The following is a 26,792-nucleotide window of genomic DNA, read 5'->3' on the forward strand; positions in this document are numbered from 1 at the left end:
ATTGGGATTGAATTTATGGGAGCGGATAGGAATGTCAAGAATTATTAATTGGTTAAAGCAATCAAATATTACAGACAAAGTTCCTATCTGGTTGATATTAAAAATAAAATATTTATTTTCCAGGAGAATTAGTTATCCATTAATCACGAATAACATTTTTAAAATCGTTGTGGCATTAGCAGCTGATTATGGAAACCTTGGTGATAATGCCATTACCCTTGCGCAAATTTGCTTTTTAAGAGAATTATTCCCTGAATCTGAAATATTGCCAGTCTATGTTCAGGATTTTTACATGCTGCCAGCATTAAAAACCGCAATAAACTCTCAAGATGTTATTACAATTATTGGTGGGGGGAATATGGGGGATGTTTATGAGGGGTTTGAAAAACGCAGGCGTTTTATCGTCAAGCTATTCCCTAATAATAAAATAATCTCATTTCCCCAGTCCATTGATTTTAAAAGTAAGAAATCACTGAATAAAAGCATAAAAGTGTACTCCAAACATAATGACTTGCACATATTTGCAAGAGAGCCTGTCTCTTATGAAATGATGAAAGAAAGTTTTATTAAAAATAATGTCTATTTAACGCCTGATATTGTCTTATCTCTTAATAGGATAGAACCGAATTTCGAGCGGGATGGGATCGTTCTTTGTTTACGGAATGACCGTGAAAGGAGAATACCATGCAGCTATTCTAACCACTTTGCATTATCGATTAAAGAGAAATACCCAAAAGTTATCCATTATGACACTTATATTGATAATTTCTCTAAAGAATTAGCTGTAAAGGAATTGTGTACTATTTGGGATGCTTTTAAACACGCGAAAGTGGTCGTTACGGACCGGCTGCACGGGATGATTTTTTGTGCAATTACCCAAACGCCTTGTGTCGTCTTGCCCAATAGCAATCATAAAATCGAAGGTACCTATCATAAATGGTTAGCTCATTTAAACTATATTATTTTCGTTGAGAATTTTGATGGAAAAATAATATTAGAGCATATAGAAACGCTTTATCATCTGAAAAACGATGAATTTACAAGCTTGGATTTAACCGATAAGTACCTCCCGTTAATACAGGCTTTAAAAAGTTCGCTAATGAATGTTTGAAGTGAAAAAAATAAAACAAGCAAGGTTGGTTAGGGACATGAAAATATTATACTTACATCAATATTTTTTAACTAACACTTCTAGTGGGGGAACAAGATCATATGAGTTTACAAAATATCTATCTGACAATGGATATAAAGTAAATGTGATTACAGGAACTGACAGTGAAAAAAAATATGATGAATTACAAGAAGGGTTGTCTGTATATTCAACCAGGACAAAATATAATAATAAAATGCCAAAGTGGAGAAGAATTATCGCTTTTTTTGATTACATTATTAAAGCTTTAATTAAAGGTCTAAAGACAAAAAATGTAGATATTGTGTTTGCTACGTCTACTCCACTGACCATTGGGATCCCGGCAGTCTTGATTGCAAAATTACTTAGAAAAAAGTTAATCTTCGAGGTAAGGGATGTTTGGCCGGATGTGCCGATTCAGCTCGGTTATATCAATAACAAGTTCGCGGCAAAATTTTTATCAAAACTAGAATTCTGGATTTATAAAAATTCAAAACATGTCATCGTTCTCTCTGATGGAATGTATCAAAATCTATTAAGAAAGGGAATTCCTGCAGAAAAGTTATCCGTAATTGAAAATATGTCTAATCTATACCTATATGATAATGTCACCAACAAATATCGGGATTCTGCTCTAGAAGGAAAGTTTGTATGTATCCATCCAGGGACTATGGGACATGTGAATGGGCTGGATTTTGTACTAGATGTTGCAAAGGAAATCATTGAAATCGATAATGATATCCTTTTTTTGTTAATAGGCGAGGGGAATCGAAAAGAACAATTAATTAAAAGAGTAAAGGAAGAAAATTTAACGAATGTCCTGATAAATGATGCGCTGCCCAAAAAAGAAATTGTAAGTGTAATCAAATCCTCCGATCTTGGAATTATGTGTGTCGATAATCAATACAAAATTTTGGAAGATAATAGTGCGAATAAATTCTTTGACTTCCTTGCTGCCGGGCTGCCCATATTAATAAATTATGGTGGCTGGCAAAAACAAGTCTTGGAAGAATCCAATTGCGGGCGGGCAAATATGACTCCAAAAGAAATGGCAGCTGCCATTCTTGAGATAAAAAGGAACCCCAATCTTCAATTGGAAATGTCCAATAATTCAAGGAAACTCGCAGAAAATAAATATGCTGATTCTATAGCTAAGAAAAAGTTGCTTACGATTATAAAAAATATTTAAGAGGAGAATATCGACATGGATTTGTTCACAAAAATGACAAATAGGGAAGAAAAAATTTCTGTTGTGGGTTTAGGGTATGTCGGACTTCCATTAGCTATTGAATTTGCCAAAAGGTTTGATGTGGTGGGATTTGATATAAACCCTAATAAAATTGAAAAATATATAAAGGGATTAGATGTAACAAATGAGGTTGGAGAGGATGCCTTAAGAAATACAACATTGCATTTTACTAATAGTGAAAGCAACCTGAGAGATTGCAAGTTTCATGTAATAGCGGTTCCGACTCCAATCAATAGTGATAAAACACCGGATCTAACACCTGTCATTCAGGCAAGTAAGATTGTAGGTGGAAATCTGACTAAAGGATCTATTGTAGTATACGAATCTACTGTTTATCCTGGAACAACGGAAGAGGTTTGTATCCCCATTTTAGAAAAGGAATCAGGACTAAAACTGGGGAAAGACTTTAAAGTGGGGTATTCACCAGAAAGAATCAATCCTGGGGATAAAATAAATACACTTACGAAAATTGTCAAAGTAGTATCTGGTTCCGACGAAGAGGCACTTCATATGATTTCAAGTATATATGAGTCCATTATTGAAGCCGGGGTTCATAGAGCTGGATCCATTAAGGTAGCTGAAGCAGCCAAGGTCATTGAGAACTCACAGAGAGATATTAACATTGCCTTTATGAATGAACTCTCGATGGTTTTTAATAAAATGAACATTGATACAAAAGCTGTACTGGAAGCCGCAGGTACAAAGTGGAATTTTTTAAAGTTTACCCCTGGTCTAGTTGGCGGGCATTGTATCGGAGTGGATCCCTATTACTTCACCTATAAGGCAGAGCAATTAGGGTATCACTCTCAAATTATCCTTGCAGGCAGGAAAATAAATGACGATATGGGAAAATATGTGGCTTACAACATTATTAAAAATTTGATTAAAGCCGAACTGCCAATAAGTAAAGCGAAAGTGGCCATTCTTGGGTTGACCTTTAAAGAAAACTGTCCGGATGTCAGAAATACCAAGGTAATAGATATTATCCATGAATTAGAGGAATTTGGAGTCCATGTTGTGGTACATGACCCTATTGCTGATAAAGATGAAGTTTGGGATCAATACAGAATAAACATAGTGGATAAAAATGGATTAAAAGGTTTGAACTGTATTGTATTAGGTGTTGCCCATAGTGAATTCACCGAATATGGTTATGATTTCTTCGATAATTTGTATGCCAGCAGTAAAAAAGTGTTAATTGACGTAAAAGGTGTGCTAAATAGAAAAGAATATGAGAGCAATGGATATGTTTATTGGAGTTTATGATGCAGAGGAAAATGAAAAAATAAATGCCTACATTATGGCATTGTTTATTTTTCAGTTTGGTCTGCTTCAACCCATTGCATCCATTGTGAATTCGCAAATCCCTGTTGCTGCATTTACCGTTGGACTGGTAATAGTCATGCTTATAAGAAATAGCTTTAAAATTAAGCTATATGTCATAGCTTTTTTTATCATTATAAGTTTGTTCTATTTATTAAACGGTTTGATATTGAGTCAGAACTTATGGTTAACCGTCACATTATTTATTGGTTTTATCCTTAAAGGTTTTTCAGGATTTTTATTAGGAAGTGTGGATACTAATTCAAAAGAACTTTATAATGCCTTTCTGAAAATTGGGGTTTTAAATTTTCTTGCAATCGGAACGTACCCATTCTTTATGGGTTTCTTTGATTCAATGGAATACATGAGATTTGGATACGCAATGGTTCCATCGGTCATAATGTTTTGGTTCCAGGTTATGGGTGAAAAGAAATTCAATCCCCTATGGTGGGCAATGGCCATTTATTCTACTGCAGTCACCATTATTTACGGCAGTCGTGGTACGATTCTGGTTCTTTTATTAGTCATTTTACTTTCTTTCCTTTTCAGTAAAAAATTGCAAATAGGAAAAAAACTTTTTATTTCTGCTACTCTCGGTATTGTTATTTACTTGGTCGTCAAGAACGACATTTTAATCAAAATTGTAGATTATCTATTTTTTGATTTAGGAATTAAATCCTATACGCTGGAAAAGTTGAGAATGATGATCATAGATGGAATCGCGGCCTCCAGTTCGGGACGGGACACACTCTATAGTTCGATTCTTCTTTATATCAAACAAAATCCAGTAATCGGGTATGGGATCGGTTATTCCGATAGTGTTTTAGGCTTATTTCCACACAATATCATTCTTCAAATTATGTTGGAATCAGGTTTAATTGCATTAACCTGCTGGTTTTGCTTATGGGTATTCTGTGGTTATAAATACAGGATTATGTCGATGGAAAAAGACGCTGGATTATTTATTATCACTACCCTTGTCATTGCAGTGGGATTAGGTCGATTGCTAGTCAGTTCAGATCTTTGGCTTAGGCCTGAATATTGGTTTATGTTGTCCATTCTAGTAAATTACCAGAGGGAAGAATCGATAATAAAAGGGATAATGGCATGAAAAAAACTGTGATTTTTCTAATGGTCCTTACCATGTTTACAAAAGTCTTAGGTTTCCTGAGGGACATCATCTTATCCTATTATTATGGTACTTCCCCTATCAGTGATGCCTATTTGATTGCGGATTCCATTCCCGTCATCATCATTTCATTAATCGGAACCGGTTTAGCAACCAGTTATATTCCGATGTACACAAAGATTGAAAAAGAGGAAAGTGCTATAGCCTCTGACCGGTTTACGAATAATCTAATTGGATTCGTTATTTTATTGTGCACCATTATCCTTCTGCTTTCTCAGCTATTCCCGGTTGGGATTGTCAAACTATTTGCATCAGGATTTAAGGGTGAAACGTTAACATTAGCCGTTCAGTTCACCAAAGTCAGTATATTTGGGATTTACTTTTCATGTTTAGTCTTTATCTTTAGTGGTTACCTGCAACTAAAAGAAAGGTTCGTTGCAACTTCGCTTTTAGGGTTACCCTATAATATCGTTGTTATTGCTTCGGTTGTTTTAAGTGCTGGTGTAAATAAAGTGATTCTTCCAATCGGTGGTGTATTTGCTGAAGCTTTTAAATTCCTGTTTTTATTGCCATATATCATCAAGAGCGGCTTCAAATTTCAAAAGGTTTTAGATTATAAAGATAAACACTTGAAAAACCTAATGTTCCTGGCAGTACCGGTTATCATTGGGGTATCGGTGAATCAAATTAATTTAATCGTGGATAAAACCTTAGCTTCCAGGATTGTGATTGGTGGAATTTCAGCCTTAACTTACTCCAGCAGAATTAGTCAATTGATACAAACCGTATTTGTTATAACTATTGCCACCGTGGTTTTTCCAATGATGTCTAAAGCAGCGGCTGAACGTAATATGGATGACTTTAAAACACTAATGACAAAATCATTCTGTTTTATTAATTTGATCGTTATGCCTGCTTCTGTAATATGTATGTTATTTTCTGAACCAATCGTAAAGATATTATTTGGCAGGGGTGCATTTGACCAAAATGCATTATTGCTTACTTCGAGTACATTATTGTTTTTCTCAATAGGAAACACCGCCATGGGAATTCGTGAAATATTGGCACGTGCTTTTTATTCCCTGCAAGATACTAAAACACCTATGATTAATGCAAGTATTGCGCTTATATTCAACATTATATTAAATCTGACTTTAACAAGATTTATGAACTTAGCAGGAATTGCTTTAGCCACAAGTATTGCGGCTATCATAGGAGCAATTCTGTTATTTATTAATATCCAAAAAAAGATCGGAAAGTTTAGCTCAAAAGAAATTTATCCGTCTTTCTTAAAAATTTCATTTTCGTCCATTATTATGGGGGCAGTTACAAAATTTGTTTTCGAAAGATTCTTAAAACTGGTTGGTTTAAGCTCTGCGTTAATGATTTCATTTGCCATAGGCATTTTATTATATTCCATCCTGATTTATTTCATGAAGATAAAAGAAGTGGAATCCATTATCCAGATGGCTAGAAATAAGTTCATTCATTTCAATAAAGAAAAGGGTATAGCGGGTTAGGAACTAAATATTGGGGGGGATAAGTTGTTGTTGGAAAAGATAGCCCTTATTAAGAAAACATTAAATTATGTCAAAGAATATAAGTATGTAGGAAGATATCGAGCTGAAAAAATAATTTCTAATATGGAGCGTTCTAATGATGAAAACCCCTATCACTTAACCGAAAATTTAGTCCCGTATATGAATAAGAGTGGCGTCGTATTGTCATTTGATGATAGTTTTCGGGTCAAACATTGGGTTGATTATGGGAAAGAAATTTTCGGCTTTTATGATGTCAAGGCAACATTCAATATTAATGCTTTTCATCCATATGAAAATAGTAGGATGCACACGCAAGAGGAAATTGATATGCTGCTGGAATTACAAGCGAATGGTCATGAAATCGTTCATCATGGATACAAACATAGGAATGCCAGTCACTATTCAAAGGAATTTGGTGTCAATAAATGGATTGAGGATGATATTATTCCTTTGTTCGATTGGATGGAAAATCAATCGCATTCACAAACAGGAAAAAAATTCAAAAGACCAATTTCGTTTGCCTTTCCTGGAAGCGCTTATGACGAGAACTTAATCTCAGCAATAATCCCAGATTACTTTAAAGCTGCACGTGGACATATATGGGGCAATAACTTGGCAGCATTTGGCCAAACCGGTTTTATTCCTTCTATTTGTATAGATGAGAATTATTTTTTTGAATTAAAAAATATTAAAAAAGCCATCCAAATTGCAAAAAGTGCCGGTAAAAATTTGGTTCTGATGTGCCATTCTATTTTACCGGATGAATGTATATGGGATGACTTTGGGTGGGGAAAAGAGTCAGAAATTGCTGGTAAATATAGAGTGTCACCAAGAATTCTGAAAGAGATTATTCATGAGGTTAAAAGCAATGATATGGAGTTTTATACGCTAGCAGAGGTTGCAGGAGTTGCAACCTTTATCGACCGAAAACTTGAAATGGGAATCAGGGACATATTATCATGCCAAGATGATTGGGTCATGATTAAAGATTTAGTTTATCTAAAGGAATTGGATCTCAGTAATCAAGGTATTCATAATCTGGATGGCATTCAATATTGTTTAGAGTTAGAAAGCATTGATTTGCGGGGCAACGATATAGAGGATTATCGATTACTGAAGAAACTCCCTAAACTAAAAAGGATATTAACTTAAGCCAATTGTGGACCAAAGATAAACGGTGGAAAATGAACTGGAGAGGGAAGATGAAGGGATATCATATGTACGAGGTTAAGGAAGTAAGCTTAGATTTACTTAATAGTATTCGAGAGAATGGGGATATAAAACAAACCGTGTTTATGACAAAGGATTGGTTAACCTTCCTTGAAAGCAATGGAAAAGGTAAGCCGGTTGTGTTACAAATTACCGAAGGAAATGAGACTATTGCCTTTTTCGTAGGTTTGGTCTTTAAAAAATTTGGAATCAAAATCATGGGAAGTCCATTTGAAGGTTGGGCAACATGCAACATGGGCTTTAGTGGAAGAGAAACGGTGGATAGGGTAAAACTTATTGAAGTTGTAAAAAAGTATGTTTTTAATCAATTAAAATGTGTATATATGGAAATTGCGGATGCTCAAATAAGCTGTGAAAGCTTAAAGGACGCAAAGTATCATTATTTACCCCAAAAAACATACGTTTTAGATATTAATCGTGATGAAGAAGAAGTTTTCAAATCTTTTAAATCGAATTGTCAAAGATTAATTCGTCAGTTTGAACGACGCGGTGCAACCATTTCGCGGGTAGAACCTACCATTGAATTTGCGAACGAGTATTATGATCAATTAATCGATGTTTTTGAAAAGCAGAATCTAAAACCTAACTATAATAGACAAAAGGTTATTGATTTAATCCAAGCATATCAAGATAATCCTGAAGATCTGCTATGTTTAAAGGTATGTGATCCGGATGGGAAATGCATTGCAACATCCATTTTCCCGGGTTTCAATGAAACGTGTTATTTTTGGGGGGGAGCCAGTTATAGAGAGTATCAAAATTACAGACCAAATGAATATATGTTTTGGTACGCCATTCAGCACTGGCGTAACCGGGGAGCAACAGCAATGGACATGGTTGGACTACGGGACTATAAAAAGAAATTCAACCCAGATTTAGTTGTGTATCCTCGTATTATTTTATCAAAATATAAATCTCTTATCACCTTACGAAATGGAGCTAAAAAATCAATACAGTTGTTTAGAAAAATCCGTGGTGCCTAATGAAAGTATTCTTCTAAAGAGGAATACTTTTTTTGACTCCTAAGAAAGTATAAATTCAACTATGACTCTGTCTTCGTCTTACGGACTCGCCAATCGGCGTCATTTATATCACGGTAATCCTTTGAAGCACTTTTTATGGGGAGGCAAGAGGCCATTATGAAGAGATTAATCATTGTCGGCGCAGGTGGTTACGGCAGGGAAATGTTAACTTGGGCTAAGGATATTCAAAAAGAAAATCATGTATGGGAAGAAATAGGTTTTATTGATGATAATGTGGATGCGCTAAATCCGTTTAGTCTGGATCATAAAGTCGTCAGTACAATCGAGGAATACCATCCCCAAGAGGGTGATGAGCTAATTTGTGCGATCGGCAGTGTCGCGGATAAACTTCGGATATGCGGCCAGCTTTTAGAAAAGGGAGCAAAGTTCACTAATTTAATTCATCCAACAGCAATAGTGGCTGAAAATGCTGTCCTGGGAGTAGGTGATATCTTATGTCCCTATTCCATTGTTTGTACCAATGCTACTATGGGTGATTTTGTTATATTAGATAGTTACTCCATTGTCGGTCATGATGCAATAGTCGGTAACGGCTGCATGGTTGCTGGACACAGCAATATCATGGGAAACGTCAGGATTGAAGACTCTGTTTATGTTGGAGGGGGAGCCACAGTTTTACCTCAAACACATATACGAAAAAATGCAACAATTGGTGCCGGGAGTGTCGTAATACGTAATGTAAAAGAAAATACAACCGTATTCGGAAACCCCGCAGTAAAAGTTTATTAAATCTAAAATTACTTCGAAAGGATGATTTTAATGGTAAAGGAAGAGTTAATTAGCAAGATTGCTGAAGCTTTATTTGAGGACGAATCAATTTTAACGGATGATACGGTTTTAGATGAATTGGACGGTTGGGATTCCTTGGGACGATTAGGTATTGTCGCCATGGTTAAAGAGGAATTTGGAAAAACAATCGATTCTAAGTCCCTTCTTGATTGCAACAAGGTTGAAGACATTCTGAATTTGGTATTAGTTCTAAACAACAGTTTACCTAAGTAAATAACTTTCCATCTCTCTTAAAGGGGATCCCTATCTGAAAATAAACATAAAGTGATGGTAGGCCATCCCCTTGTCCTTTGTTAACACTAACCATTATCAAAAAGTTCTTTTAGGAAACAGGAATAAGCTTGAGGGGGGTATTGTTTTGAAAATTAATGTATTGGAGTATTTAAGAGATACAGCAGCACAGTATCCAGATAAGACAGCCATCATTGATGGAAACAGGAGTATCACATTTTGTGAGCTAAATTTAAGAGCAAAATGGTTAGGATTTGCCATAAATAAAAGAGTCAATAACATCAATAGCCCTATTGGAATATTTTTACCAAAAGGATTGGAAAGTATTATTTCTTTTATAGGTACCCTCTACAGCGGGAACTTTTATGTGCCAATCGATATCAAGTCACCACAGGCAAGAATTCATGCCTTATTATCCAATCTGAATCCATCTTTAATCATAACGAATCAACAATATAAAAGTATGCTGCTTGCTTATGGTGTATCTGAAAGTATCATCATCCAAGTAGATGATTTTGAAAAAGAACCATGTGTGTTAAGTCAGGTATTTGCCAATCAAATTCTTGATCATCTGATTGATACAGATCCCATTTATACCATCTATACCTCTGGATCAACAGGAGTCCCTAAAGGTGTTGTGATTTCGCATAGGGGTGTGATCGATTATATTGATTGGGCAATAGCAACTTTTCATATAGATGCTGACACGATCATTGGTAACCAGGCTCCTTTCTACTTTGATAATTCAACTTTGGACATTTATCTTACCATGGCCACTGGTGCCACGTTAGTCATTATTCCTGAACAGTACTTTTCCTTCCCTATAAAACTAATGGAATATGTAAATGAGCTTAATATTAACTTCATATTCTGGGTACCATCCATTTTAATCAATATCGCCAATCTGAATATTTTAAATCAATTACCTCATTGCAGTTTAACAAAAGTATTGTTTGCCGGAGAAGTAATGCCTAATAAGCAGCTGAATTATTGGAGACGAAATCTCCCTGATGCGCTGTATGCGAATCTGTACGGACCAACTGAGATTACAGTTGACTGTACATACTATATTGTTAATCGGAATTTTGATGATAATGAACCATTGCCAATTGGATTTCCTTGCCGTAACAGCAACATCCTTATTCTAAACAATGATAATAAAAGGGTCCAGCCCAATGAAATTGGTGAGTTATGTGTAAGGGGGAGTTCATTGGCACTGGGTTATTGGAATGATCCAGTAAAAACGAACGCCAGCTTTGTCCAAAATCCTTTGAATAATCATTACGCAGAGAAAATATATAAAACTGGTGATTTAGTTTTTATAAATGAAAACGGGGAAATCATATATGCGGGCAGAAAAGATACACAGATCAAACATATGGGGTATAGAATCGAGCTTGGGGAAATCGAAACCGCAGCATTAAGCATCGATTCCATCTATAATGCCTGTGTTTCCTATAATCCGGATAAGAAGGAAATTGTCTTAATATACGAATCAAAAGAGGAATTAAATGTTTCTTACATAAAAAGACAATTGATAAGTTTAATTCCAAAATATATGATTCCAACCACAATGATTCGGTTGGATAAATTACCCCTAAATCCAAATGGAAAAATTGATCGATTAAAATTAAAGGAGTTAGCTAATGCATCCCCAATAGTCTAGAAAGACATTTTAATCGTTGACTATGTTGAATATTTACAAGGTAGAAAAATATATTAAGAGGGGATGAATAGAGATGGAGAAAGTATTGAGTTTTTTAGAAGAGATAAGACCTGAATTTGACTTCGGAAGCTCCGATCATTTTATTCAAGATGGGTTTTTGGATTCGTTCGATATCATTTTACTAGTTAACATGCTGGAGGAATCTTTTCATATTTCCATAAGTGGAACAGATATTATTCCTGAAAACTTTGAAAATATGGAAGCAATAAACAAACTTATATTGAAATGTGGTGCTATTGCATGAACCTGACTTTCCATGACAAAAAAATAACAGGTATACTGACTGTGGTTCCAAGTAATGAAGTAAAGTTTGAAGACGAGGCTGCAAACTATAACTTTCCCATTGCAAAGTCTTTAAGGCTAAAAAAAATTATGGGATACGATAAACATAGAATTGTTAATGAAGAGACATGTGTTTCGGATTTATGTGTTTTTGGTTTGGAACATTTAATAGAGTCCAAATTATTAAACAAAGAAGAAATCGACGCGTTAATTTTAGTCACGCAAACCCCTGATTATTTTATGCCTCCCACTAGCAATATCATTCAAGGGAGACTTGGTTTAAAACAAGACATGATTTGCATGGACATCAATCAGGGATGTGCCGGATTTTTATTGGGGTTGATTCAGGCATTTATGCTTTTGGAACAAAACTCAATAAACAAAGTTGTCTTATTAAATGCGGATGTATTGAGCAGAAAGACGTCCTCAAAGGATCGTAATAGTTTTCCACTTGTAGGTGATGCTGCTTCGATCACAGTTGTTGAAAAAGGGGATAACAGTATCCCTATATTCTGCAACATAAAAATGGATGGGGGACGAGGGGATACTTTGATTATCCCTGCAGGGGGATTAAGGATGCCTTCCACAACGGAAACCCGGGAACTTGAAGACACTGGTGATGGTAACCTAAGAAGCAAGGAAAATGTAACAATGGATGGGACTGGTGTATTTAACTTTGTTCAAACAGAAGTTCCCCCATTGATTAATGATTTATTAGAATTTAGTCATGTAAATAAAGATGAAGTGGATTACTTTATGTTCCACCAGCCTAATAAGTTCATCCTTGAGAAGCTGGCGGACCAGATGGAAATACCTTATGAGAAAATGCCCAATAATATTGTAGCGAGCTTTGGAAATTCTAGTAGTGCATCCATTCCCACCAATATTGCTTTTAACCTTGGCGGGAAAATGCAAGAAGAATCGTACAAATTATGTTTATCAGGATTTGGTTCAGGTTTAACGTGGAGTTCTATGTTAATTGAGATGGGGAATTTAGGATTCTGCCATATAATTGAATATTAAAACCATTGAAGATTGTTTAGGAGTGGGGAAAACTTTTATGTACATTGGTGTTGATATCATTGAATTAGAAAGAGTTTCAAAACTTCTAAATTTCGAGAACCAGTTGTTAAATATTTTTACAAAGAAAGAGTTGGATTTTGCCAATAACTTAGCAGCAAAACGGAAAATCGAAACTTTAGCTGGTAAATTTGCTGCCAAAGAAGCAACAGCAAAAGCACTTGGAACAGGATTTGACGAGCTAATTAAACCTAATGAAATTGAAATTTTAAATATGGATAATGGAAAGCCCTATCTTGTCCTGCACAACGGGTCATTTGAATACGCGAATAAGTTAGATATCCATGAATATCACATATCTATATCCCATAATATGACAACTGCTATTGCATTTGTCATACTCATATAAGGTGTCAAAGGATATTGAGAGGGTGTCCAAATAGTATGACTTTTTGAGGCACCCTTTTTTATGTACATGAATGATGCCGCGCCAGAACAACTAGTATGAATATTAAAGTTTTGATCCCCGAACTCTATCTTCCCAGATTGTTGAATTCATAACTCCCAACACTTTTCGCTCTTCATCCCAGTGGCAGTCGTCCACCATACTATTCTAAATTGATGTTAAAAACTATGCTAAATGCCTACGTCAATCTCCCATCTTTGAGGAATTTGGTAGTTAAACCAATTTCTTCTGCTGACCATCTCCGACCAATAATGGCCAATAAATCATCCTAAAGAAAAGGGCTGATCCCTAAAAAGTCGTTTTTAACAACCTTTTGGGTCAGCCTCCTTTTATTTAATTTATCACAAACTTGGTTTAAAAGATTTTTTTCGAAATCGGTACCAAAAGTATATTGTTAATATACCAAATGTATCAATAATAAAATCATAGAAACGCCCGTCTCTGTCAAAAAATAATTGAAGAAACTCTGTTAAAAAAGCAAAAATAGCAGAAATCATAATAGACCATCTATGCTTTTTAAGTAGGTTGAAAATGAGAAAATCCAATATAGCAAAACCCAAGAAATGTCCTAGTTTAACCAGATAAACATGGTTGTGATACCAAGTGAAGTCCATGAAATAAAAAAAGGACATTAAGTTTGGATGAGGAACCCAACTAAATTCGAATGACTGAAAGGTCAGTAATCTTTCTACACTGTCTGTCAATGTGGCCAGCAATAAAAACAATCCCCAAATTAGAATCAATAATAATTTGATGAAATAAATTTGGGGTTGTTTCCTTTTATTTAATTTACTCGCTAGAGTTAAGCGGTGATCCATATTGATGGTTCCTCCTGATCATGATTTCCTTAGTACCATTATAGAAAAAAACCTATAGGAAAAATGTCAAACGGAGTTGTCGAAAAAGAGAAAAAGTACGATCACCGCAGTAATTTAGAGAAAATAATTACACGTGCAGGAACTTTACGCAAACCGGACTCGGTACTTTAATATCGGATTGAATTAATGTGAGCCTTCCGGAAAACTCATCCCTTGCATATAGAACGATATTGTTCGACTCCTGATTGGAGGCGACGATAAATTTTTCCGAAGGATCCAGCGAAAAATCCCTTGGCCAATCTCCCTCTGAAGAAGTATGTTCCACAAAAGTGAGCTCCCCTGATGTCTGGTCCACACTAAATAACGCGATGCTATTATGTCCGCGATTCCCCGCATAAACAAACCGTCCGTCTGATGAAATGTGAATAGCACTGCCTTGGTTATTTTCTTTAAAATCATCCGGAATGGTAGAAATATATTGCTTTTCGGTAAAATGACCATTTTCAGAATGGTAGTCGAGTACAATTACTTCAGAGCTAAATTCGGTCATAAGATAAGCAAACTGTCCGTTTGGATGGAAAGTCAGATGCCTTGGGCCGCTCCCTGCTTTTAAAGGAAGAAGATTCACTTTTTCAAGTTTGGCATCATCTCCCACCTTGTAAGTGAAGAGTGCGTCAGTTCCCAGTTCGCACACCGCAATAAATTTTTCATCGGGAGTGACGTTGGCGTAATGGGTATGAGCTTTCTCCTGGCGCGGGTCCGGCCCCTTCCCTTCGTGCTTCATTGTGGAAACGGCAGCTTGAATCGAGCCATCCTCTTGGTTGATTGAAAAAGAGTCAACAGTACCTTTATGATAATTGGCACTGAAAAGATATTGATTGCCGCTGTCTACACTTACATAACATGGTGGGGACCCGGCAGCCATTACCCGGTTAATTTCTTTCAATTCTCCACCTGGCTGGATGGAATAAGCTGCAACCCCGCCATCTTCCCCTTGCTTGGCGACAGAGTACAGAAAACGGTTATCCTTGCTAATGTTCAAATAGGTAGGATTCTCAAGGGTTGCCGCAGCTTTAATATCTGTTAATGCTTTTTCCGCGGGATTTAATGCGAAGGAATAAATGCCTTTGCTTTCTCCTTTTGTATAAGTTCCAATGAAACCTATGTATTTTTCGTTGTCAGCCATGATTCATTCTCCTTGCTGTTTAGAAATTATGCACCGTTATTATGATAACCCAAATCCGGCATAATTTTCATTTCATTCGACTCGGGAGGAGAATTAGCAAGGAATTATCTTATGATACGTCAACTGTCGGAAAAGGAGACCCAACTGTCGGAAAGGAAGCGTCCCAACTTGAATAATCCTTTGGAAGACTAAAACGCCCCAGGGTAATAAAACCCTGGGGATTAGATAAATCCCTGCCTAATCGCCTCAGCAATCGCCTGTGTACGATTTTGGGCATTTAACTTTTTCTTTATAATGGTAATATAATCACGAACAGTGTATTTGCTTAGATATAACAGTTCTGCCGCTTCATCAATCGTTTTACCGTCAGCGATTAATTTGAGAATTTCGATTTCCCGGTTTGAGAACATGGCTTTGTTGGTAATCGACCATATATATTCTTTTTCCGGGGTATATTTTGCCAAAATTTCTCCGGCGTGCTGGCCAAATTTCGTGATCACCGACAACATGGCAGTGGAGATGGCGAACTTTTCGCCTTCCCCTTGGTCTAAAAAGACAGCACCAAGAATTTGCTGGTTAAAAGCGCTGTAAATTGGGACAATCACCAATGATTCCAAACGAAATTGCCGGACAAACCTGGTTGGCAGGACTACGTCTGCTTTAGGAAGATATAATGGCTGAATATTGAGCATCGTTTTCGTGATTTGCGGCAGGTTAACAAGGTTTTCACGGATACTGCGGATTTCCTTCGTGGCGATTTTATGCCCCATCACGCCCATGCCAATATCATCACCGGTTTCTGTTTTTGTATAATAAAACAAGGCCGCGCGTTCAAAGGGGAGGTATTTAGTGAATCCGCTTACAACGTTTTCAATTGCCTCTTGAAAATTGCGTGCCAACATAATCCATTCATCAAATAAAATCAGGGAGTCTTTCCAATCGTTCTTCACTTCCAGAATTTCGGAAAGCTTTTCATTCTCTTTGAACATACGTAGTAACATCGAGAGTACCGGTTTGAGTTTTTCCCCATCCGGTTTTGTCAGGCAGTATATATAACAGTCTGTATCGGATGCTGCTGGGACAACCTCCAAGCCAACTTCAGATAATGAATCGGATAATAATCTTAGTATCGCCTTAGACAAAAGCTCGATGGATGGTCCTTGTAACGAGGAAATCATTTTTTGGTATGTTTCATCAATTTCCAGAGAAGAATTCGCTTTGAAACTTTCTATGGACACCCCTTTGTCTGTCATAAGGATTTTGGCAAACCAAAGGAAGGGGCCTTCGTGCGTATCAATCATTCTATTGAAAAAGTCTTCAATCGTAAGGGATTTACTTCTACTTTCTACAAGCAGGTGTTGGAGGATCAGCGAAAAGAAATGCTGAATCGACTGATGAATGTGGATATCAGTTTTTCCATGCGTATTAATGGTCTTTTGGGTGGCCTGTTCCAATAAAGTGAACAGCAACATCAGTTTGTGCGGCTGTACCGAGTTTCGGTTTACGGTTTCCCAATCTGATTGGAGCTTGTGAAGGACTTCACTGATATCCTCTTCTGTATTGAATTTGGGAATAGAGTCCCAAAATAATTGATGAAAATGAAGAAGAGACAGCTGTTCCTCCGGGCTCACATCAATCAGTCCATTACACCGGATAAGCCCCTTCAGCATATTCTCCCACTCCAGCTTAATCTCTTTTCGATGCTTATAAATTTCTAGACCAGCCAGCCGGATTAGCTGATTCATTTGATCTTTAATTGAAACAACCAAGCCTGCCACCCCTTAATTATATTTTCAGAAAATTCCCATTAATATAAAGGATAGTAGATAGTATAAAATCAGTCAAGGAGGATATCAAATTTTGCAAATAAGGAAAAATTTATGATAGGTATATACTAGGGATAAATGTTCAGGAAAACCCGGTTTATGACGGTGATTGGTGCCTTTTTCCTGATTAAAATTTTGTTTAAGACGATGGGAATCTTTTATTTGCAATATTTTGCCGGATAAGTGATAGTAAAACTAATTGGATGTAAACACAAGGTTACTCCATTCCCAATAGTTTATGATAGAAGGAGTCTGATTATGGCAAATCAAAAAAACAAAGTGAAGAAGAAAGACAATGGTTCGTCATCGAAATTTATCTTTTGGGTCATTGGTTTGATTGCAGTAGGAATCTTAGCCTTAATCTTTTTCGGTAACCTGCCGAATAAGCAGGAATCAGACCAAAAGGCATCAGAAATTGATTATAGCAGTCAGCCATTTCTCGGTGATAAGTCAGCCCCTGTCTCCATCATCGAGTTTGGGGATTATAAATGTCCTATCTGCAAAAATTTTGCCAGCACATCAATCCCGATTATCCAAAAAGAGCTGGTTGATACCGGCAAAGCTAAATTGTACTTTATGAATGATTCGTTTATTAATGTTGATTCGGAACGTTCGGCTAAATTTGCAGAATCCGTCTTTCATGAGCTAGGAAATGAAACGTTTTGGAAATTCCATGAGCTTCTTTATGAAAAACAGCCGGAAGATAGCAAATATGAAAAAATGGACTATTTTACAGAGCAATTTTTAACGGATACATTAAAGGAAGTGGCCAGTGACGAAGAAGTGGACAAGGTGGTCAAATATTTCGATGCTGAAAAATCAACAGCTGCTTGGCAAAAGGATATGGATTTAGTTAACCAGCTAGGAGTGACAGGAACCCCCACTTTGTTTATAAACGGAGAAAAGTTTACCGGCCAAACGATTGATGATTTAAAAGATATGGTAGAATCAGCGGCAAAGGAGAAGTAATATGAATAAATCTTTGCTCTTGGCATGGATTGCTGCCATTATTGCCACTTTGGGCAGTTTATACTTTAGCGAAGTGATGCATTTTATCCCTTGCACGCTTTGCTGGTATCAGCGAATCTTTATGTACCCTTTAGCCATCATCCTCGGTATTGCTGTCTATCGTAATGATAGGGGCATTTATCGATATGTTCTCCCGCTGTCGGCCATTGGCATGCTGATTTCCGGCTATCATACATTGCTGCAAAAAGTTCCTTATTTGCAGCAATTTGAAATGTGCACTACCGGAGTCCCGTGTTCACAGGATTATATCAATTGGCTTGGTTTTATTACGATTCCTATATTAGCATTTATAGCCTTTACGATTATCACCATTAGTCTGGTAGTCTTGGCACGTTCCCAAAAGAGAGGGTGACACACGTCATCCTCTTTTTCTATGGACACAATAATGCCATATGTACTTTGTGTGAATTGTATGGTTCGTATGAAAAGTATGAACTATCATACAAGTGAGGTGATGAACCATGATGAATCATGGGAAAATTTTTGGAACAACCAGCATGGGTGAAAGAGGCCAGGTTGTGATTCCGGCAGAAGCAAGAGAAGAGTTGGGAATTAAAGCAGGAGAGAAATTTGTAGTATTTGGAGATGAGAGAAAAGGCACCGTGATTCTCGTTAAATCAGAAATCGTCAACAAGTTTGCCAATTTCTTCTTCAACAAGTCCAAACGTTTTGAAAAAATGGCACGGGACATTTATGAAAAAACCGGGACCAACGCGGAGGAAGACAAGGAACAAGAAGATTAACATGGGATACCACGCAGGCTTGTCCTGTGTTTAGCTATAAAAGGAGTGGACAAGATGCGTGAAGCAGCACGTCTTATGGGAAACAAACGGTTTCGGGCCATCTTTTTTATGTTTATCGGCTTCTTTATCCAGTTATGGTGGCTGGGAAAAACAAAAAAAGTTTTATCAAAAGAAACAGCAGCCAAAAAGTCCAAGGGCATTTATGCCGCCCAGGCCAAAAAGTTTACGAAAACTGCGGAAGACCTGGGCGGTCTAATCATCAAGCTGGGGCAATTTGTCAGTTCCCGGGTCGACATTCTCCCCAAGGAATACACGGATATTCTATCCGAACTGCAGGATGCAGCTTCCCCTGTACCATCAGAATTGATTATGAAACGAATGGAAGAAGAGCTTTCCGGAAAGATAACGGACCTATTTTCAAGTTTTGACACCACACCCATTGCTGCAGCTTCCTTGGGACAAGTTCACAAAGCCGTGTTAACGAACGGTGAAACAGCGGCCGTAAAGGTCATGCGCCCAGGAATCGAGGAGATTGTCGAACTTGATCTTGCAACATTAAAGGTGTTAACGTCTCTCGCTAATCGTTTTACCAAAATCGGTAGATTTGTGGATTTAAAAGATGTATATGATGAGTTTGAAGAAGTCATCTCCGAAGAACTAAATTATCTGACAGAAGCAAAAAATCTACAGTCGTTTCAAACAGCTTTTCAGGACTTTCCCGGAGTGGCAACGCCCCGTATTCATAAGAAACTGACGACGGAAAAAATATTAGTCATGGAATACATTGACGGGGTGAAAATCAATGAAGTTAGCAAATTGAAAGAGGCCTCTGTTGATAAGAGGAAGCTTGCGTCCATTCTTTATATAGCCTATTTGAAGCAATTTTTAGAGGACGGCTTTTTCCATGCAGACCCTCACCCGGGAAATTTGTTAGTAACGGGTGATGGGACGCTTTGGTTCATTGATTTTGGCATGGTTGGCAAGGTTACCCATCAGATGAAAGAAAATATGGTGAAATTGGCTATGGATATTTACCTAAAGGATGCAGGGGGAATCACGGATGACTTGGAGCAACTCGGTTTCTTAAGGAAAAATACTGAAAAGTCCACTCTGAAAAAAAGCGTTAATGTTGTACTTTCGGGATTTTCAGAAGGCCAGTTTAATTATGATGCCATTAATAATGAAGTATTCTTGGAAAGTATGCGGGAATTTCTTTATGAGCAGCCATTTCAAATTCCTACACGGATGACCTTTTTTGGTAAAGCCGTGATGACTGTTATAAGCATTTGCAACGGACTGGACCGGGAATTTGATATCATTGCAAGCACCAAACCATTCGTTGAGGATGTGATTGCCAGTGAATCCAGCAGGCCGGCAAAAGCATCCGTTGTGAATCAAGTAAAGGAAACATTCTTAAAGATAATCCCTGCGACGCGAAAATTCGCCCTATTGGTGGATCAGCTTGAATCCGGTGATATCCGGGTCCAGCCATCGAAAGCGTTCGAGCGCAAAATCATCATGCAGCAGTCCTCGCAAACCAACAAAATGATTCTTGCGGTATTCGGTACAGGTTTATTAATCGCTGGCTCGCAAATTTTGCAGCCATACCAAACCCCAGGTCTGATCATGATGGCTTTTGGGGGATTCCTGACGCTAATCCAAGTGATTCGAAAACCCGGTAAAAAACGAAGGAGGCCACATCCAAAACCGCCATTCACCACTTAAAAAGAATGCAAAATAAAAAAGGCTGATCCGGATGATGTACACCGGCTCAGCTTTTATTATTTAGGGTGTTTGGATAACCAGACATTAAACGGTTTTTCCAAGAAAGGCCTTAAGCATCCATACATGCTTTTCCAAAGTGGAATGAATGGCCAAGAGCATGTCCCCGGTTGTTTCATCATTAATTTCATCGGTAAAACTCATTCCTTCTTTTAGTTCACCAATGATAATCGAGAAGTCATTGACAACGGATTGTACCATTTCCTGCGCCGTTTCAGTGCCGAATGCTTCTTCAACCGTGGAAAGTTCCAAGCATTCCCTCATGGTGGCAACAGGCTGACCGCCAACAGCCAAGAGGCGCTCTGCTAATTCGTCCACGTGCAATCCAGCTTCGTTATATAGTTCCTCGAATTTGGCATGCAAGGTGAAAAATTGGTCGCCTTTCACATACCAGTGATAGTTATGTAACTTAATATACAACACAGACCAGTTGGCGATTTGTTTGTTAAGCATATTGACTAACTGAGTGTTCATTTTTATAGCCTCCTTTTTAGTACATGTTTATTTTACCCATTTACATTGTGATATTCTTGCGGTATTTGCGGAAATTGTTTACAATCCCGTTAACTCAGAGGAATAATGACGAAAATCCACTGTTACATCCTTTTTACAGGTTGTAATATATGACCCAGTTAATTCCAAAGGTGTTGATTTTAGACGATTAACCTTATGTGGATAACATTTCCAAGTATTTTTTGTTAGTTAACTAGCAAAGGGTTTGGCGGCTATTCTATCTTTTACCACTTTTTGGACCATGATTATAAATATTACATCTGATAGGTTAATAGTAGACAAATAAACGACTACTAGGAGGTTCAAATCCGTGAAAAAATTAAAAAAACTAATAGTAGCCGCTGGATTAATGTTTTCTATTTCAGCATTTACTTTAACGAATCAAACAGAGGCAGCAACCACTCACAAAGTTCAATCTGGTGATACCTATTGGAATGTGGCAACAGGCTTCGGTATTCCTGTGAACAGTCTAATGAAAGCAAACAATAGTAAGACACTTGTTTCGGGTCAATATATGACTCTGCCAAACTCGATCATATCAACATCAGATAAAGATTTAATGGCACGTTTGGTTCATGCAGAAGCAGTTGGAGAGCCCTATGCCGGTAAAGTGGCTGTCGCGACTGTCGTTTTAAACCGTGTATTTATGAGCTCCGACTTCCCTGACACGGTCCCAGGAGTTATCTATCAAATCGCAAATGGACACTATGCTTTCACCCCTGTTGCCAACGGCCAGATTAACCAGCCTGCTGATGCAGCATCCAAAAGAGCTGTCAATGAGGCAATAGCATTATTGGGTAAAGGGAACGGATCATTATTTTTCTATAATCCAGACACCTCAACAAGCTCATGGGTTTCATCACGCCAAGTGACAGTCAGAATCGGAAATCATGTATTTGCCAGATAATAAAAGTATCTCCGGATGGATGATATATTATGTATAAGCGGAAAATTCCTTTTTGGAATTTTCCTTTTTTTATGCTGAAAAATTAGACAAATTTACTTTTAATCACACTGTTTAATATGTTACGATAACGTACAAAGCGGTTCTGGAAATGAGGTTGTCGTCATTGTTTAAAACAATATTGTTTGATGTGGATGGAGTGCTTTTGAGTGAGGAGCACTATTTTGACGCTTCGGCCCTATCAGTATGGGAAATGTTGATTAGTTACAATTATTTGGGTCTTTCACCTGAACAATTTAAGACTGACTATACCGAAGCTGAAATAGACCAAATAAGATCCAGAGTGTTTGAGCAGGATCAAATCCTTAAATTTCAAAAATCACGCGGTCTAAATGCCAACTGGGATATGATTTATTTAACCTTTAGCCATCAATTGATCCACTTATTAGCGCAAATAAAGGAGACAGAAAATGAAAAAATCAGCCAATGGCTCCAGACCCCTATCACTCGGGAAACACTATTGGAAATTGGCAGGGTATTGAACAATTACCCCGTCAAGATGGATTTTTCAGCTTTTGTAAAAGATTTCGGGCGTTCAACTGCGGTCAAGCAGGATTTGCTCGAGTATTTAAACGAGCTGGCAAGTGAGAAGCTGGGAATCAATACTTCCGCATTCAGCAAGGGGGAGCTGTGGTCAGTTTGTGAACATGTCTGCCAGGAATGGTATGTGGGGGATGACAATGTCCAGGCCTCTACCGGCAGGCAGTCCGTTCAAACCGGAAAGCAGGGATTTTTGGCAAGCGAAACAACCCTTGCTCCACAGGAAGATATAGCCGGTCTGTTTCAGGAACTTACTCAATCCGGTTATCAAATAGGCATTGGAACAGGACGCCCGGAATTGGAGACGATTCAGCCGTTTCGGCATTTGGGGTGGATCGAGTATTTGGATGAACGGCGAATTGTAACAGCTGATGATGTACTGGCGGCAGAAAATGAACTCCCGGAAATAACATCCCTTTCGAAACCACACCCGTTTACATACATCATGGCACTCCATAACAAGGAACTCACGGCACAACAAGCTGTCACATTCCCACTGCCAATGGAGGGTGCCGAACAAGTGCTGATCGTTGGTGATTCGTTGGCAGACTTGCTGGCGGCCAGAAGTCTGGGTGCGAAGTTTGCCGGAGTACTAACCGGTCTCTCCGGTAAAGCGGCAAGGGCCGAACTAGAGGACCATCAGGCGGATTATATTTTTGATTCGGTCATTGAGCTAAAAAAAATACTGTAAAATTGCGGCTGGCACCAGAAAGTTAGGGTCCGGCCATTCTTACAGCATAAGTTTCCAGACTTTATCGAAAATTTTTTATTTGAAAGAAAAAACCTAGAACCACGCGGTGGTAAACGATTACAATCAAGTAAATTGAAAAACATAACTATTGTAAAAAAATCAAGAGAATCATATAATGTCTACAATACAAATACAATTGTTTATCCTGTGAGGACAATGGCGGGAGGGGAAATATGTGAAAGCAATCTCGATTGGGCTATTGGGTATGGGCACCGTAGGTTGTGGTGTTGTGCAAATCATCAAGAAAAATCAGGATAAATTGATGCACGAAGTCGGCTGTCCAGTTGTAATCAAGAAAATCCTTGTGAGGGATTTAAATAAAAAACGCCCCATTGAAATGGAAGCCGAACTGTTAACGGACAATCCGGATGAAATCTTGTTTGACCAGGAGATTGACGTCGTCATTGAGGTGATGGGCGGTGTTCAGGATACAAAGGATTATTTGATAACAGCTCTTCGTCAAGGAAAGCATGTCGTAACAGCTAACAAAGACCTAATGGCTTTACATGGGTCCGAGTTGTTAACTGTTGCCTCTGAATATGGATGCGATTTATTTTATGAGGCCAGTGTTGCCGGAGGAATCCCGATTTTAAGAAGTTTAGTAGATGGACTTGCCTCCGATCGAATCACTCAAATGATGGGTATCGTCAATGGAACAACCAACTACATTTTAACCAAAATGACCAATGAGGGTAAATCCTATCAGGAAGCCCTGAAAGAAGCGCAGGAATTGGGCTTTGCCGAGTCAGACCCAACCGCGGATGTGGAAGGTCTCGATGCCGCCCGCAAGATGACGATATTATCCACTTTAGGATTCTCGATGCATATTGATTTAGAAGATGTTTTAGTGACTGGGATTTCGAATGTGACAGAAGAAGACATCAATTACGGAAAACAGCTAGATTACACTATGAAACTAATCGGCTATGCGCATCGGGATGGGGATCAAGTAGAAGTCAGTGTGGCACCGACATTCTTATCGAACAGCCACCCGCTCGCCTCCGTTCAAAATGAATATAATGCCGTTTATGTGTACGGGGAAGCCGTTGGCGAGACCATGTTTTACGGTCCCGGTGCCGGCAGTTTGCCCACCGCAACGTCTGTTGTATCGGATCTTGTCGCTGTCATGAAAAATTTACGGCTTGGAGTGAATGGTAAAAGTGCGGTTACACCACAATTTCCAAAGCAGTTAAAAGGTGATGGTGAAAAATACTCCAAGTATTTTCTTCGAATCCATGCACAGGATGAAGTGGGTGTGTTCGCAGATATTACCAGTATTTTTGCTAAGAATGGAGTCAGCTTTGAAAAGATTTTACAGCTGCCGATTAAGAAAAATGAAACATCTGAAATTGTATTAGTTACCCATGAAGCGTCTTTGACAAGTTATGATCAAATTATCCAAGAGTTATACGATTTATCAGCAGTTAAGGAAGTAAAATGTGCATATAGGGTTGTGAGAAAATCATGAAAAGATGGCCAGGATTATTAGAAGCGTATAAAGACTATTTACCTATCAATCAAGAAACTCCAAAGTTAACATTAAATGAGGGAAACACTCCATTAATCAAGCTGGAACACCTTTCCGAGGAGTGGGGTGTTGAGCTGTACGTGAAAACGGAAGGAGCAAATCCGACTGGTTCCTTTAAGGACCGAGGCATGGTAATGGCCGTTGCCAAGGCCGTGGAAGAGGGAAGTAAGACAGTGATTTGTGCCTCAACAGGAAATACATCAGCAGCTGCCGCCGCTTATGCCGCGCGTGCCGGCATCAAATGCATTATCGTGATTCCGGAAGGGAAAATTGCTTTAGGCAAGCTTGCCCAAGCCATGATGTACGGGGCGGAAATCATCTCCATCGAGGGCAATTTCGACCAAGCGTTGCAAATGGTCCGAAATATTAGTGAGACTGAGCCGGTTACCCTCGTGAATTCGGTCAATCCGTTCCGTCTTGAAGGCCAAAAAACGGCTGCCTTTGAGATCTGTGATCAGTTAGGCCAAGCCCCGGAAATCTTGGCGATACCGGTTGGAAACGCCGGCAATATAAGTGCCTATTGGAAAGGGTTTAAAGAATACGCTGAAAAACAGGGAACCGGACTGCCAAGAATGTTTGGCTTTGAAGCAGCCGGAGCTGCCGCACTTGTCCATAACCGAGTGTTTGAAAATCCGGAGACCATTGCGACAGCAATCCGAATCGGCAACCCGGCAAGCTGGAATTTAGCAGTTGCCGCGGTGGAAGAATCGGATGGACAATTTGATGAAGTCACCGACGAGGAAATTGTTGCCGCCTATAAAAAATTGGCATCGTCAGAAGGCGTGTTTGCCGAACCGGCGTCATGTGCCTCTATTGCGGGTGTTTATAAAGCCATCCAAAATGGGAAAATCAAGAAAGGAACAAAAATTGTTGCCGTTCTTACTGGTAATGGACTGAAGGATCCGGATACGGCGATCCAAAGCAGTCTAATCAAGCCTGTTCAATTGCCGAACGATGAAAAGGCAGTTGCGGACCATATTAGAGGAGTTATGCTCCATGCCGCTCAATAATCGCTTTATCATTAAAGTGCCGGCGAGCACCGCCAATCTTGGACCCGGATTTGATTCGGTAGGTTTGGCTGTGGATTTGTTTTTGACATTAGAGGTTGAGCGAAGCGGCAGCTGGGAGTTTTCTACGAAAAATGATGAGTTGCGGGAGTTCCCTGCCGATGAACAGCATTTCATTGGTCAGGTTGCGCTCACGATTGCGAAGCGATATGGAAAAGTGCTGCCGCCATGCAGGGTATCCATCGATAGTGAGATTCCCTTGGCACGTGGGCTTGGTTCCAGCGCTTCTGCCATAGTGGCCGGCATTGAACTTGCAGATGCCATCCTCGTACTCGGATTATCTAAACAGGAAAAATTGCATCTCGCCACAGAATGGGAAGGGCACCCGGATAATGTCGGAGCCTCCCTGTATGGAGGGCTTGTGGTTGGCTGTTATCAGCAAAATGAAGTCGATATGTTGTCGTTTAACGATGTGGATTTTGATTTGGCCGTGGTGATTCCCAAAGAGGTCCTGCTAACAAAGGATGCTCGTGAAGTACTGCCAAAGTCCTTTTCAAGAGAGGAAGCGGTACAGGCCTCCGCGGCTGCAAATCTTCTGGTTGCAGCGCTTCTCAATCAAAACTGGAACATGGCAGGGAAGATGATGAGCAGCGACTTGTTTCATCAGCCATATCGTAAACCACTTATTCGCGGTTATGAGGAAATTGAACAAGCAGCTAAAGCGAGCGGTGCCTTTGGCGCCGCCCTTAGTGGAGCCGGTCCAACGGTAATCTGCTTTACGGAAAAAGGGAATGGACATCAGCTCGCACAATCCTTGCAAAGGGAGTTTCCGGATATGACGGTGAAACATCTGCAAATCGCAGCCCATGGAAGCTGTGTTAAAGTAGACAGTATTGTGGGATAAATAGGACAGTAATCAAAAAAGGATAAACAGACAGTGTCTGTTT

26 protein-coding genes are annotated in these 26,792 nt (G+C 38.7%); 22 read left to right on the forward strand and 4 right to left on the reverse strand.

Translation table 11 applies throughout. The features are described 5' to 3' along the window. The first annotated feature begins 31 nt into the window (after positions 1–31). The 13 genes from ACY8D0_RS14360 (at position 32) to acpS (ending at position 13,101) form a co-directional block, all read left to right on the forward strand. Entirely contained in the window at positions 32–1,111 is a 1,080-nt protein-coding gene (locus ACY8D0_RS14360) for a polysaccharide pyruvyl transferase family protein (RefSeq protein ID WP_462411179.1), read from the forward strand. Beyond that, the gene (locus tag ACY8D0_RS14365) at positions 1,104–2,318 is read left to right on the forward strand and encodes a glycosyltransferase family 4 protein (RefSeq protein ID WP_462411180.1); all 1,215 of its coding nucleotides are present in this window, start codon (positions 1,104–1,106) and stop codon (positions 2,316–2,318) included. The genes ACY8D0_RS14360 and ACY8D0_RS14365 overlap by 8 nt, the downstream gene beginning before the upstream one ends. Positions 2,319–2,333: 15 nt before the next feature. Continuing rightward, positions 2,334–3,644 (forward strand): nucleotide sugar dehydrogenase, encoded by a 1,311-nt coding sequence (locus ACY8D0_RS14370; RefSeq protein ID WP_462411181.1) that lies wholly within the window; start codon positions 2,334–2,336, stop codon positions 3,642–3,644. Further along, positions 3,625–4,812 (forward strand): O-antigen ligase family protein, encoded by a 1,188-nt coding sequence (locus ACY8D0_RS14375; protein ID WP_462411182.1) that lies wholly within the window; start codon positions 3,625–3,627, stop codon positions 4,810–4,812. The genes ACY8D0_RS14370 and ACY8D0_RS14375 overlap by 20 nt, the downstream gene beginning before the upstream one ends. After that, positions 4,809–6,350 carry a murein biosynthesis integral membrane protein MurJ gene (gene murJ / locus ACY8D0_RS14380; RefSeq protein ID WP_462411183.1) on the forward strand — a complete coding sequence of 514 codons (1,542 nt, stop codon included), beginning with the start codon at positions 4,809–4,811 and terminating at the stop codon, positions 6,348–6,350. Before ACY8D0_RS14375 ends, murJ begins: the two co-directional genes overlap by 4 nt. Positions 6,351–6,374: 24 nt before the next feature. Next, positions 6,375–7,523 carry a polysaccharide deacetylase family protein gene (locus tag ACY8D0_RS14385; RefSeq protein ID WP_462411184.1) on the forward strand — a complete coding sequence of 383 codons (1,149 nt, stop codon included), beginning with the start codon at positions 6,375–6,377 and terminating at the stop codon, positions 7,521–7,523. 65 nt (positions 7,524–7,588) lie between these two features. Beyond that, on the forward strand, positions 7,589–8,584 hold the full coding sequence (locus ACY8D0_RS14390; RefSeq protein WP_462411185.1) for a GNAT family N-acetyltransferase: 996 nt from the start codon (positions 7,589–7,591) through the stop codon (positions 8,582–8,584). Between the two features lie 156 nt (positions 8,585–8,740). Beyond that, entirely contained in the window at positions 8,741–9,373 is a 633-nt protein-coding gene (locus ACY8D0_RS14395; RefSeq protein ID WP_462411186.1) for an acetyltransferase, read from the forward strand. Positions 9,374–9,403: 30 nt separating this feature from the next. Continuing rightward, on the forward strand, positions 9,404–9,646 hold the full coding sequence (locus ACY8D0_RS14400; protein ID WP_462411187.1) for an acyl carrier protein: 243 nt from the start codon (positions 9,404–9,406) through the stop codon (positions 9,644–9,646). A 145-nt stretch (positions 9,647–9,791) separates the two neighbouring features. Beyond that, a complete protein-coding gene (locus ACY8D0_RS14405) occupies positions 9,792–11,330 on the forward strand; it encodes an amino acid adenylation domain-containing protein (RefSeq protein WP_462411188.1) in 1,539 nt (512 codons plus the stop codon). A gap of 73 nt (positions 11,331–11,403) precedes the next feature. Then, positions 11,404–11,634, forward strand: a complete 231-nt coding sequence (locus tag ACY8D0_RS14410) for a hypothetical protein (protein WP_462411189.1) — start codon at positions 11,404–11,406, stop codon at positions 11,632–11,634. Next, on the forward strand, positions 11,631–12,695 hold the full coding sequence (locus ACY8D0_RS14415; protein ID WP_462411190.1) for a 3-oxoacyl-ACP synthase III family protein: 1,065 nt from the start codon (positions 11,631–11,633) through the stop codon (positions 12,693–12,695). Before ACY8D0_RS14410 ends, ACY8D0_RS14415 begins: the two co-directional genes overlap by 4 nt. A gap of 37 nt (positions 12,696–12,732) precedes the next feature. Continuing rightward, positions 12,733–13,101: a holo-ACP synthase gene (gene acpS / locus ACY8D0_RS14420; protein ID WP_462411191.1), complete on the forward strand. Its 369-nt coding sequence runs from the start codon at positions 12,733–12,735 to the stop codon at positions 13,099–13,101. A 398-nt stretch (positions 13,102–13,499) separates the two neighbouring features. Here the strand turns inward: acpS and ACY8D0_RS14425 are convergent, their stop codons facing one another. The 3 genes from ACY8D0_RS14425 to ACY8D0_RS14435 all read right to left on the reverse strand — a co-directional run bounded on the left by ACY8D0_RS14425 (position 13,500) and on the right by ACY8D0_RS14435 (position 16,931). Then, positions 13,500–13,976 (reverse strand): VanZ family protein, encoded by a 477-nt coding sequence (locus ACY8D0_RS14425; RefSeq protein WP_462411192.1) that lies wholly within the window; start codon positions 13,974–13,976, stop codon positions 13,500–13,502. Between the two features lie 127 nt (positions 13,977–14,103). After that, the gene (locus ACY8D0_RS14430) at positions 14,104–15,162 is read right to left on the reverse strand and encodes a lactonase family protein (protein WP_462411193.1); all 1,059 of its coding nucleotides are present in this window, start codon (positions 15,160–15,162) and stop codon (positions 14,104–14,106) included. Positions 15,163–15,383: 221 nt separating this feature from the next. Beyond that, positions 15,384–16,931: a response regulator transcription factor gene (locus tag ACY8D0_RS14435; RefSeq protein ID WP_462411194.1), complete on the reverse strand. Its 1,548-nt coding sequence runs from the start codon at positions 16,929–16,931 to the stop codon at positions 15,384–15,386. A gap of 315 nt (positions 16,932–17,246) precedes the next feature. On the opposite strand from ACY8D0_RS14435, the gene ACY8D0_RS14440 reads away from it, so the two are divergent. The 4 genes from ACY8D0_RS14440 (at position 17,247) to ACY8D0_RS14455 (ending at position 20,485) form a co-directional block, all read left to right on the forward strand. Then, positions 17,247–17,957 carry a DsbA family protein gene (locus ACY8D0_RS14440; RefSeq protein WP_462411195.1) on the forward strand — a complete coding sequence of 237 codons (711 nt, stop codon included), beginning with the start codon at positions 17,247–17,249 and terminating at the stop codon, positions 17,955–17,957. A 1-nt stretch (position 17,958) separates the two neighbouring features. Then, complete coding sequence (locus ACY8D0_RS14445; protein WP_462411196.1) at positions 17,959–18,369, forward strand: disulfide oxidoreductase; 411 nt, start codon at positions 17,959–17,961, stop codon at positions 18,367–18,369. 109 nt (positions 18,370–18,478) lie between these two features. Then, complete coding sequence (locus ACY8D0_RS14450; RefSeq protein WP_462411197.1) at positions 18,479–18,760, forward strand: AbrB/MazE/SpoVT family DNA-binding domain-containing protein; 282 nt, start codon at positions 18,479–18,481, stop codon at positions 18,758–18,760. A gap of 54 nt (positions 18,761–18,814) precedes the next feature. After that, positions 18,815–20,485, forward strand: coding sequence for an ABC1 kinase family protein (locus ACY8D0_RS14455; protein ID WP_462411198.1), 1,671 nt, complete (start codon positions 18,815–18,817; stop codon positions 20,483–20,485). Between the two features lie 84 nt (positions 20,486–20,569). Here ACY8D0_RS14455 and ACY8D0_RS14460 read toward each other — a convergent pair whose 3' ends face one another. Further along, positions 20,570–21,016 (reverse strand): Dps family protein, encoded by a 447-nt coding sequence (locus ACY8D0_RS14460; protein WP_462411199.1) that lies wholly within the window; start codon positions 21,014–21,016, stop codon positions 20,570–20,572. Between the two features lie 349 nt (positions 21,017–21,365). Between ACY8D0_RS14460 and ACY8D0_RS14465 the strand changes: the two genes are divergently transcribed. From ACY8D0_RS14465 to thrB, 5 genes are all read left to right on the forward strand, one after another. After that, positions 21,366–21,962: a cell wall hydrolase gene (locus ACY8D0_RS14465; protein ID WP_462411200.1), complete on the forward strand. Its 597-nt coding sequence runs from the start codon at positions 21,366–21,368 to the stop codon at positions 21,960–21,962. 163 nt (positions 21,963–22,125) lie between these two features. Then, the gene (locus tag ACY8D0_RS14470; protein ID WP_462411201.1) at positions 22,126–23,250 is read left to right on the forward strand and encodes an HAD family hydrolase; all 1,125 of its coding nucleotides are present in this window, start codon (positions 22,126–22,128) and stop codon (positions 23,248–23,250) included. Between the two features lie 235 nt (positions 23,251–23,485). After that, positions 23,486–24,778, forward strand: a complete 1,293-nt coding sequence (locus ACY8D0_RS14475) for a homoserine dehydrogenase (protein ID WP_462411202.1) — start codon at positions 23,486–23,488, stop codon at positions 24,776–24,778. After that, complete coding sequence (thrC, locus tag ACY8D0_RS14480; RefSeq protein WP_462411203.1) at positions 24,775–25,848, forward strand: threonine synthase; 1,074 nt, start codon at positions 24,775–24,777, stop codon at positions 25,846–25,848. The genes ACY8D0_RS14475 and thrC overlap by 4 nt, the downstream gene beginning before the upstream one ends. Next, positions 25,835–26,749, forward strand: coding sequence for a homoserine kinase (gene thrB, locus ACY8D0_RS14485; RefSeq protein WP_462411204.1), 915 nt, complete (start codon positions 25,835–25,837; stop codon positions 26,747–26,749). The genes thrC and thrB overlap by 14 nt, the downstream gene beginning before the upstream one ends. Positions 26,750–26,792: the final 43 nt, after the last annotated feature.

Source organism: Neobacillus camarae (assembly GCF_054950115.1).

Excerpts from the sequence above, each read along its gene's own strand:
- ACY8D0_RS14360 (WP_462411179.1), top strand. The coding sequence starts at position 32 with ATGTCAAGAATTATTAATTGGTTAAAGCAATCAAATATTACAGACAAA.
- ACY8D0_RS14365 (WP_462411180.1), top strand. The coding sequence starts at position 1,104 with ATGTTTGAAGTGAAAAAAATAAAACAAGCAAGGTTGGTTAGGGACATG.
- ACY8D0_RS14370 (WP_462411181.1), top strand. The coding sequence starts at position 2,334 with ATGGATTTGTTCACAAAAATGACAAATAGGGAAGAAAAAATTTCTGTT.
- ACY8D0_RS14375 (WP_462411182.1), top strand. The coding sequence starts at position 3,625 with ATGTTTATTGGAGTTTATGATGCAGAGGAAAATGAAAAAATAAATGCC.
- murJ (WP_462411183.1), top strand. The coding sequence starts at position 4,809 with ATGAAAAAAACTGTGATTTTTCTAATGGTCCTTACCATGTTTACAAAA.
- ACY8D0_RS14390 (WP_462411185.1), top strand. The coding sequence starts at position 7,589 with ATGTACGAGGTTAAGGAAGTAAGCTTAGATTTACTTAATAGTATTCGA.
- ACY8D0_RS14395 (WP_462411186.1), top strand. The coding sequence starts at position 8,741 with ATGAAGAGATTAATCATTGTCGGCGCAGGTGGTTACGGCAGGGAAATG.
- ACY8D0_RS14400 (WP_462411187.1), top strand. The coding sequence starts at position 9,404 with ATGGTAAAGGAAGAGTTAATTAGCAAGATTGCTGAAGCTTTATTTGAG.
- ACY8D0_RS14410 (WP_462411189.1), top strand. The coding sequence starts at position 11,404 with ATGGAGAAAGTATTGAGTTTTTTAGAAGAGATAAGACCTGAATTTGAC.
- ACY8D0_RS14415 (WP_462411190.1), top strand. The coding sequence starts at position 11,631 with ATGAACCTGACTTTCCATGACAAAAAAATAACAGGTATACTGACTGTG.
- acpS (WP_462411191.1), top strand. The coding sequence starts at position 12,733 with ATGTACATTGGTGTTGATATCATTGAATTAGAAAGAGTTTCAAAACTT.
- ACY8D0_RS14425 (WP_462411192.1), bottom strand. The coding sequence starts at position 13,976 with ATGGATCACCGCTTAACTCTAGCGAGTAAATTAAATAAAAGGAAACAA.
- ACY8D0_RS14430 (WP_462411193.1), bottom strand. The coding sequence starts at position 15,162 with ATGGCTGACAACGAAAAATACATAGGTTTCATTGGAACTTATACAAAA.
- ACY8D0_RS14440 (WP_462411195.1), top strand. The coding sequence starts at position 17,247 with ATGGCAAATCAAAAAAACAAAGTGAAGAAGAAAGACAATGGTTCGTCA.
- ACY8D0_RS14445 (WP_462411196.1), top strand. The coding sequence starts at position 17,959 with ATGAATAAATCTTTGCTCTTGGCATGGATTGCTGCCATTATTGCCACT.
- ACY8D0_RS14450 (WP_462411197.1), top strand. The coding sequence starts at position 18,479 with ATGATGAATCATGGGAAAATTTTTGGAACAACCAGCATGGGTGAAAGA.
- ACY8D0_RS14455 (WP_462411198.1), top strand. The coding sequence starts at position 18,815 with ATGCGTGAAGCAGCACGTCTTATGGGAAACAAACGGTTTCGGGCCATC.
- ACY8D0_RS14460 (WP_462411199.1), bottom strand. The coding sequence starts at position 21,016 with ATGAACACTCAGTTAGTCAATATGCTTAACAAACAAATCGCCAACTGG.
- thrC (WP_462411203.1), top strand. The coding sequence starts at position 24,775 with ATGAAAAGATGGCCAGGATTATTAGAAGCGTATAAAGACTATTTACCT.
- thrB (WP_462411204.1), top strand. The coding sequence starts at position 25,835 with ATGCCGCTCAATAATCGCTTTATCATTAAAGTGCCGGCGAGCACCGCC.